The sequence below is a fragment of the Vibrio neptunius genome (assembly GCF_000967495.1).
Classification (GTDB): Bacteria; Pseudomonadota; Gammaproteobacteria; order Enterobacterales; family Vibrionaceae; genus Vibrio; species Vibrio neptunius.
In genome coordinates this window covers 53,924-61,006 of sequence record NZ_JXXU01000026.1, presented here as the reverse complement: position 1 = coordinate 61,006, position 7,083 = coordinate 53,924, and the positions used below count along the sequence as shown (strand labels likewise).

The following is a 7,083-nucleotide window of genomic DNA, read 5'->3' as shown; positions in this document are numbered from 1 at the left end:
CGCATCCCGCATCCCGCATCTCCCTAAAGTACCTCAAAACCTTGCGTTTCAAGCATATCAATCAAGTCAATCAGTGGTAGCCCAACCAAGGTATTCGGGTCTTTCCCTTCCAACTCTTCAAATAGTGCGATACCCAGCCCCTCACTTTTAAAACTGCCAGCGCAGTAATACGGCTCTTCTTTCTCTACATAGCGATTGATCTGTTGTTGAGTTAGCTGACGGAAATGAACCGTGAACGTATCCAGTTTGACGTCTGTGATATTCGTTTCGGTGTTGTGAAGCGCAAGCCCGGTATAAAACTGGATGACCTTACCGCTTTGGCGGCTTAATTGTTGGACAGCGTTTTGTCGATTGAGAGGTTTGCCAATGATTTTTCCATCAATCACACACACTTGGTCGCTGCCAATAACAAGACTCGGTTGGCTTGTTGCGCATGATTGTGCTTTTTCCTTCGCAAGACGTTTCACTAGATCCTCAGGTCGCTCGTTAGAAAAAGGTGTTTCGTCACAATTAGGTGAGGCGGTTTCAAAAGGGACTGATAGTTTATTGAGCAGTTGTTTTCTAAACGGTGAAGTCGATGCTAAAACAAGTTGGTATTGTGGCATTTTCCAGTACAATCTTTCAGGGAGTTAGCACTAGCTTAATAGATATTACGATGCGAGTCCTAGCTCTTCTGACGATAAGGAAAAAAACTACAACTTTTTATCCTTTTTCTTTGACTCAAAACGAATTGGAAGATAGAATTCGCGCCCTATGCAAAAGGTAAAAATACCGCGAACGGTTGATCCGGCACGCGCTGCTCAGAAGCGACTTGACTATGATGGTATCATTCAGGTTAGTCTTTTTAAGCGTTTGTTCGAATCAGTTGAAGGCGTTAAACGCGACGCTCAAGTGTCATTGTCATTTGAGTTAGATGAACAGCGACTCGTTGTTATCTCTGGTAAAGCTAACATCGAAGTTGATTTAGAGTGTCAACGCTGTAATGAGGTTTTCGCACATGAGTGCGATGTCCAATTCACTTATACACCTTACAAAGGTGAAAAGACTGAAGAGGAAGCACCGGAAGAGTACGATTTGGTAGATCTGAACGAGTACGGTGAAATTGACCTGATACAGTTAGTTGAAGACGAGTTCATTCTAAACTTGCCTCAAATCGCAAAGCACGAAGAAGCGGATTGCAGCGTTAAATCAGACAATTTGGTATTTGGTGAAATTCCAGAAGAAATTGTGGAAGAAAAGCCGAATCCATTCGATGTTTTAAAAAACTTAAAGAAGTAATTCTTTAAGAATTAACATAGGAGTAGGGTCAATGGCCGTACAAAAGAGCAAGAAATCACGTTCAAAGCGTGGCATGCGTCGTTCACACGATGCCCTATCTACAGCTGCACTATCTGTAGACGCAACTTCAGGTGAAACTCACCTGCGCCACAACGTAACTGCTGAAGGTTACTACCGTGGTAAAAAGGTTATCAACAAGTAAGGTTGACCTTTGCCTAATATAACCGTTGCACTTGATGCAATGGGCGGGGATTTCGGTCCTCGCGTCACAGTGCCTGCCGCCGTGCAGGCACTGTCGCATTTCCCAGAGCTGAAAGTGATCCTCACAGGTGATCAGACCGCGATCACAACTCAATTATCGTCTCTTGGTTATCAGCCCGATGCTCGCTTGAGTATTCAACATAGTGACCGAGTTATCTCAGATTCTGAAAAACCTTCTCTCGCACTTCGAAACAGTAGTGGTACCTCTATGGGAATGGCTATTGATGCGGTTGCGCAAGACAGTGCTGATGCATGTGTCAGTGGTGGAAACACGGGGGCACTCATGGCTTTATCACGTTTTCGACTGAAGTTGTTACCAGGAGTTGAACGCCCAGCATTAATCTCTGCTTTACCCACCGCTTCCGGTGGCAGAACTTGGATGCTTGATCTTGGAGCAAACGTTTCTAGTGACGCTGATTCATTGTTCCAGTTCGCTGTGATGGGAAGTGCATTGACCGAGCAATACTTGGATAGGCAGCCGCGGGTGGCAATTCTCAATATCGGTGCCGAGGAAATTAAGGGTAACGATCTGGTTAAACGATGTGCTGAAATGTTGTCTCAGACGCAGTCCGTGAATTTTGTCGGCTATATTGAAGGTAATCAGTTACTCCACGATGCGGCGGATGTGGTGGTATGTGACGGCTTTGTTGGTAATGTTTGCCTCAAAGCATGTGAGGGTACCGCCCAGCTATTTATTGAAAAGTTGAAAGCGAGCATGATGGCTTCATCTGTAAAAGGCTGGATTGCAAGAAAATTGTTTTCTGGTCTATTTAATGAGCTGAAAACATTGAACCCCGACCAGTATAACGGCGCAAGTTTGCTAGGATTGCGCGGCATTGTCATAAAAAGCCACGGAAGTGCTGACGTAGACGCTGTCATCAACGCCATTGGAGAAGCGTTACACGAGGTCAAACGACAAGTACCAAGCCGTATTAGCGATCGTTTGGAAGCGGTTTTACTCGAGAGGCATTATTAGTCTTCATGTATAGCAAAATTTTAGGTACTGGCAGCTACCTGCCATCTCAGGTGCGTTCAAACGCAGACTTGGAGAAAATGGTAGATACAAGCGATGAGTGGATTGTTACTCGTACTGGTATTAAAGAACGTCGTATTGCAGCTGAGAATGAAACGGTTGCAGATATGGGGTATATCGCGGCAGAAAACGCCATTGAAATGGCGGGTATCGATAAGAATGATATTGACCTGATCATCGTTGCGACCACCAGCAGTAGCCACACTTTTCCCTCTTCTGCTTGTCAAGTGCAAGCTAAATTAGATATTAAAGGGTGTCCCGCATTTGATATTGCCGCCGCATGTTCAGGTTTTGTCTATGCGCTTTCAGTGGCAGACCAGCATATTAAAACAGGCATGTGTAAAAATGTGCTCGTGATCGGTTCAGACACTTTGTCCAAAACCTGCGATCCAACCGATCGCTCAACCATCATTTTGTTTGGTGATGGTGCTGGTGCTGTTGTGGTTGGCGCAAGTGAAGAGCCTGGGATTCTTTCAACGCATATCTACTCGGACGGCCGTTTTGGTGAGTTGCTAAGCCTTGAGGTTCCCGAACGTGGAAAAGATGCTGACAAGTGGTTACACATGGCAGGCAATGAAGTGTTTAAAGTCGCTGTGACGCAGTTATCAAAACTCGTTAAAGATACGCTGGCTGCCAACGATATGCATAAGTCTGAACTAGACTGGCTAGTGCCTCACCAAGCGAACTATCGCATTATTTCTGCAACAGCAAAGAAACTATCTATGTCGCTTGATCAAGTGGTCATCACATTGGACAGGCATGGCAATACGTCTGCAGCTACTGTACCAACGGCACTTGATGAGGCTGTTCGTGACGGGCGAATTAAACGCGGGCAGACGCTTCTATTAGAAGCATTTGGTGGCGGCTTTACCTGGGGCTCAGCGCTGGTTAAGTTCTAATCCCAACCAAATTTAAAAGATTAAGATGCCTTTATTAGGCATCTTAATCTTTGTTACTTTGTTTTAAAGGAAAAGAAAATGAGCAATTTTGCTATCGTATTTCCAGGTCAGGGCTCACAAGCAGTCGGTATGCTTGCTGAACTTGGCGAACAGTATGAAGTAGTAAAAAACACTTTTTCGGAAGCATCTGAGGCGTTAGGTTACGACCTATGGGCGTTGGTTCAAAATGGCCCAGCTGAAGATCTCAACCAAACTTTTCGTACTCAACCAGCACTGTTAGCATCCTCGGTGGCTATCTGGCGTGTTTGGCAAGAGCTTGGCCTAGAGCAGCCAGCGAACCTAGCGGGCCATAGTCTAGGTGAATATTCGGCATTAGTATGTGCTGGTGTGATTGACTTTAAAGAAGCAATCAAGCTGGTTGAGCTGCGTGGTCAACTCATGCAAGAAGCAGTGCCAGCAGGCACTGGGGCTATGTTCGCGATCATCGGTCTAGCTGATGAGTCTATTGCTAAAGCGTGTGAAGAAGCGGCTCAAGGTGAAGTGGTATCACCAGTAAATTACAACTCACCCGGTCAGGTTGTGATTGCAGGTAGTAAAGACGCAGTCGAACGCGCAGGTGCTTTGTGTAAAGAAGCGGGGGCGAAGCGAGCTCTGCCACTGCCAGTTTCAGTGCCTTCTCACTGTGCTTTGATGAAGCCAGCAGCCGATAAGCTGGCTGTCGCTCTAGAAGAGATTGAATTCAATACTCCTCTATTGCCAGTTATCAATAACGTTGATGTTGTTGCTGAAAATGACCCAGCGAAAATTAAAAGTGCACTTGTGCGCCAGCTATACAGCCCAGTTCGCTGGACTGAAAGTGTACAGCTAATGAGCGAGCAAGGTGTAGAAAGACTTCTTGAATTAGGCCCGGGTAAAGTTCTAACGGGTCTGACAAAACGTATTGTGAAGACACTCAGTGGCGCTGCAGTAAACGATGCTGCATCTTTAGAAGCCGCTAAGTAAACTTTTAAGGAATAACAATCATGATGAACCTAGAAGGCAAGATTGCACTGGTTACTGGCGCAAGTCGAGGTATTGGTCGTGCTATCGCTGAAATTCTTGTTGAACGTGGCGCGACGGTTATCGGTACTGCGACTTCAGAAAATGGTGCTGCTGCAATCAGTGAATACCTTGGTGAAAATGGTAAAGGCCTGGCGCTAAACGTGACAGATATCGAATCCATTGAAGCAACTCTGAAAAATATTAATGATGAGTTTGGCGCAATCGATATTCTGGTGAACAATGCAGGTATTACGCGTGATAACTTACTTATGCGTATGAAAGATGACGAATGGAATGACATCATCAATACTAACCTGACACCGATCTACCGAATGTCAAAAGCGGTACTTCGTGGCATGATGAAGAAACGTGCGGGCCGTATCATCAACGTTGGTTCAGTTGTTGGTACAATGGGCAATGCAGGTCAAACTAACTATGCAGCAGCGAAAGCTGGCGTGATTGGTTTCACTAAATCCATGGCGCGTGAGGTAGCCTCTCGTGGCGTAACCGTTAATACTGTTGCACCGGGATTTATCGAAACTGATATGACTAAGGCGCTAAATGACGAGCAACGTGCAGCAACTCTTGCAAACGTGCCGGCAGGTCGTCTTGGTGACCCTCGCGAAATTGCATCAGCGGTAGCGTTCCTAGCTTCTCCGGAAGCTGCGTACATTACTGGTGAAACTTTGCATGTTAATGGTGGCATGTACATGGTTTAATGCCTATGTTTGAACAAAATGGGCTATTCGTTGTCATAAAAATGGCCTACAGTTTGTGATAACTGGCATTAAAATGCGCAACATTTGTGCATGATATAAGTCAAAAATGTATTGAATTTCGGTTAAAATCGCGAAAATTGTGGTTTGACCAGCAAGGACCCCCTTGCAACTTTCAATAGTTCGAATAAACTACGGAATCATCGCATTGAGCGAAATCTGTAAAGGAAAAGAAAAAATGAGCAACATCGAAGAACGCGTAAAGAAAATCATTGTTGAACAGCTAGGTGTAGACGAAGCAGAAGTTAAAAACGAAGCTTCTTTCGTTGATGATCTAGGTGCTGATTCTCTAGACACTGTTGAACTAGTAATGGCTCTAGAAGAAGAATTTGACACTGAGATTCCAGACGAAGAAGCTGAGAAAATCACTACTGTTCAAGCTGCTATCGACTACGTGAACAGCGCTCAGTAATATCTCTCTCAGGCGGCCTTCCGGTCGCCTGTGTTCTTTTATTCCTTCTTTACCTCTCATACATTTCAATCCCGGAGAATAAAATCGTGTCCAAGCGTCGTGTTGTTGTCACTGGCATGGGTATGTTGTCACCGGTCGGCAACACCGTTGAATCATCCTGGAAAGCCCTGCTAGCCGGTCAAAGTGGTATCGTTAATATTGAGCACTTTGATGCTGAAAACTTTTCCACTCGCTTTGCAGGCTTAGTAAAAGATTTTGACTGTACAGAGTACATGTCCAAGAAAGATGCTCGTAAGATGGATTTATTCATCCAGTACGGCATCGCAGCCGGTATGCAGGCTCTAGACGACTCTGGCTTGCAAATTAATGAAGACAACGCAGCACGCGTCGGTGTTGCGATTGGTTCAGGCATTGGTGGCCTTGATCTTATCGAAGCTGGCCATACTGCACTTGTTGATAAAGGTCCTCGCAAAGTTAGCCCATTTTTCGTGCCCTCAACCATTGTAAACATGGTTGCTGGTAACTTATCTATTATGCGTGGTCTTCGTGGCCCTAACATCGCTATCTCCACGGCGTGTACCACGGGTTTGCACAACATTGGTCATGCCGCTCGCATGATCGCTTACGGTGATGCTGAAGCTATGGTTGCTGGTGGTGCTGAAAAAGCATCGACGCCGCTGGGTATGGCAGGTTTCGGTGCGGCGAAAGCGTTGTCGACTCGCAACGACGAGCCACAAAAAGCCTCTCGACCATGGGACAAAGATCGTGATGGCTTCGTTCTAGGTGATGGCGCGGGCATCATTGTATTGGAAGAGTACGAGCATGCAAAAGCTCGTGGTGCCAAGATTTACGCAGAGCTGGTTGGCTTTGGTATGTCTGGAGATGCATACCATATGACGTCTCCGAGCGAAGACGGATCAGGTGGTGCTTTAGCAATGGAAGCCGCCATGCGTGACGCGGGTATCACGGGGACACAAGTCGGCTACGTAAACGCACATGGTACGTCTACTCCTGCTGGCGATGTGGCTGAAGTGAAAGGTATCCGTCGTGCGCTAGGTGAAGAAGGCACTAAGCAAGTGAAAGTTTCTTCAACTAAGTCGATGACAGGACACCTACTTGGTGCCGCAGGTTCTGTTGAGGCGATCGTGACTATCATGTCACTGGTTGATCAAATGGTTCCACCAACGATTAATCTAGATAATCGTGACGAAGGTCTTGAAGATATTGATCTAGTACCGCATACGGCACAACCTATCGATTCAGAGTACGCCATTTGTAACTCGTTTGGTTTTGGTGGTACTAACGGTTCTTTGGTTTTCAAAAAGATATAAAGAGTCACAACCCAATTTGTGATAAAACGGCTTAATGCTTTGGCATTAAGCC

General features: G+C 45.8%; 9 protein-coding genes. 8 read left to right on the top strand and 1 reads right to left on the bottom strand.

The window, feature by feature from the left end:
* Positions 1-23: 23 nt before the first annotated feature.
* Complete coding sequence (locus TW84_RS09970) at positions 24-605, bottom strand: Maf family protein (protein WP_045975505.1); 582 nt, start codon at positions 603-605, stop codon at positions 24-26.
* Positions 606-753: 148 nt separating this feature from the next.
* Here TW84_RS09970 and yceD point away from each other — a divergent pair, with 148 nt between their 5' ends.
* The 8 genes from yceD (at position 754) to fabF (ending at position 7,031) form a co-directional block, all read left to right on the top strand.
* Complete coding sequence (gene yceD / locus TW84_RS09965) at positions 754-1,278, top strand: 23S rRNA accumulation protein YceD (protein ID WP_006959290.1); 525 nt, start codon at positions 754-756, stop codon at positions 1,276-1,278.
* A 31-nt stretch (positions 1,279-1,309) separates the two neighbouring features.
* Entirely contained in the window at positions 1,310-1,480 is a 171-nt protein-coding gene (gene rpmF / locus TW84_RS09960; protein WP_006959289.1) for a 50S ribosomal protein L32, read from the top strand.
* A 9-nt stretch (positions 1,481-1,489) separates the two neighbouring features.
* A complete protein-coding gene (gene plsX / locus TW84_RS09955; RefSeq protein ID WP_045975504.1) occupies positions 1,490-2,515 on the top strand; it encodes a phosphate acyltransferase PlsX in 1,026 nt (341 codons plus the stop codon).
* Between the two features lie 5 nt (positions 2,516-2,520).
* Complete coding sequence (locus TW84_RS09950) at positions 2,521-3,471, top strand: beta-ketoacyl-ACP synthase III (protein WP_045975503.1); 951 nt, start codon at positions 2,521-2,523, stop codon at positions 3,469-3,471.
* Between the two features lie 78 nt (positions 3,472-3,549).
* Positions 3,550-4,473, top strand: a complete 924-nt coding sequence (gene fabD, locus TW84_RS09945) for an ACP S-malonyltransferase (RefSeq protein WP_045975502.1) — start codon at positions 3,550-3,552, stop codon at positions 4,471-4,473.
* A gap of 23 nt (positions 4,474-4,496) precedes the next feature.
* The gene (fabG, locus tag TW84_RS09940; RefSeq protein ID WP_029236328.1) at positions 4,497-5,231 is read left to right on the top strand and encodes a 3-oxoacyl-ACP reductase FabG; all 735 of its coding nucleotides are present in this window, start codon (positions 4,497-4,499) and stop codon (positions 5,229-5,231) included.
* 235 nt (positions 5,232-5,466) lie between these two features.
* Positions 5,467-5,700, top strand: coding sequence for an acyl carrier protein (gene acpP, locus TW84_RS09935; RefSeq protein WP_004406112.1), 234 nt, complete (start codon positions 5,467-5,469; stop codon positions 5,698-5,700).
* Positions 5,701-5,786: 86 nt separating this feature from the next.
* On the top strand, positions 5,787-7,031 hold the full coding sequence (gene fabF, locus TW84_RS09930; protein WP_045975501.1) for a beta-ketoacyl-ACP synthase II: 1,245 nt from the start codon (positions 5,787-5,789) through the stop codon (positions 7,029-7,031).
* Positions 7,032-7,083 lie beyond the last annotated feature (52 nt).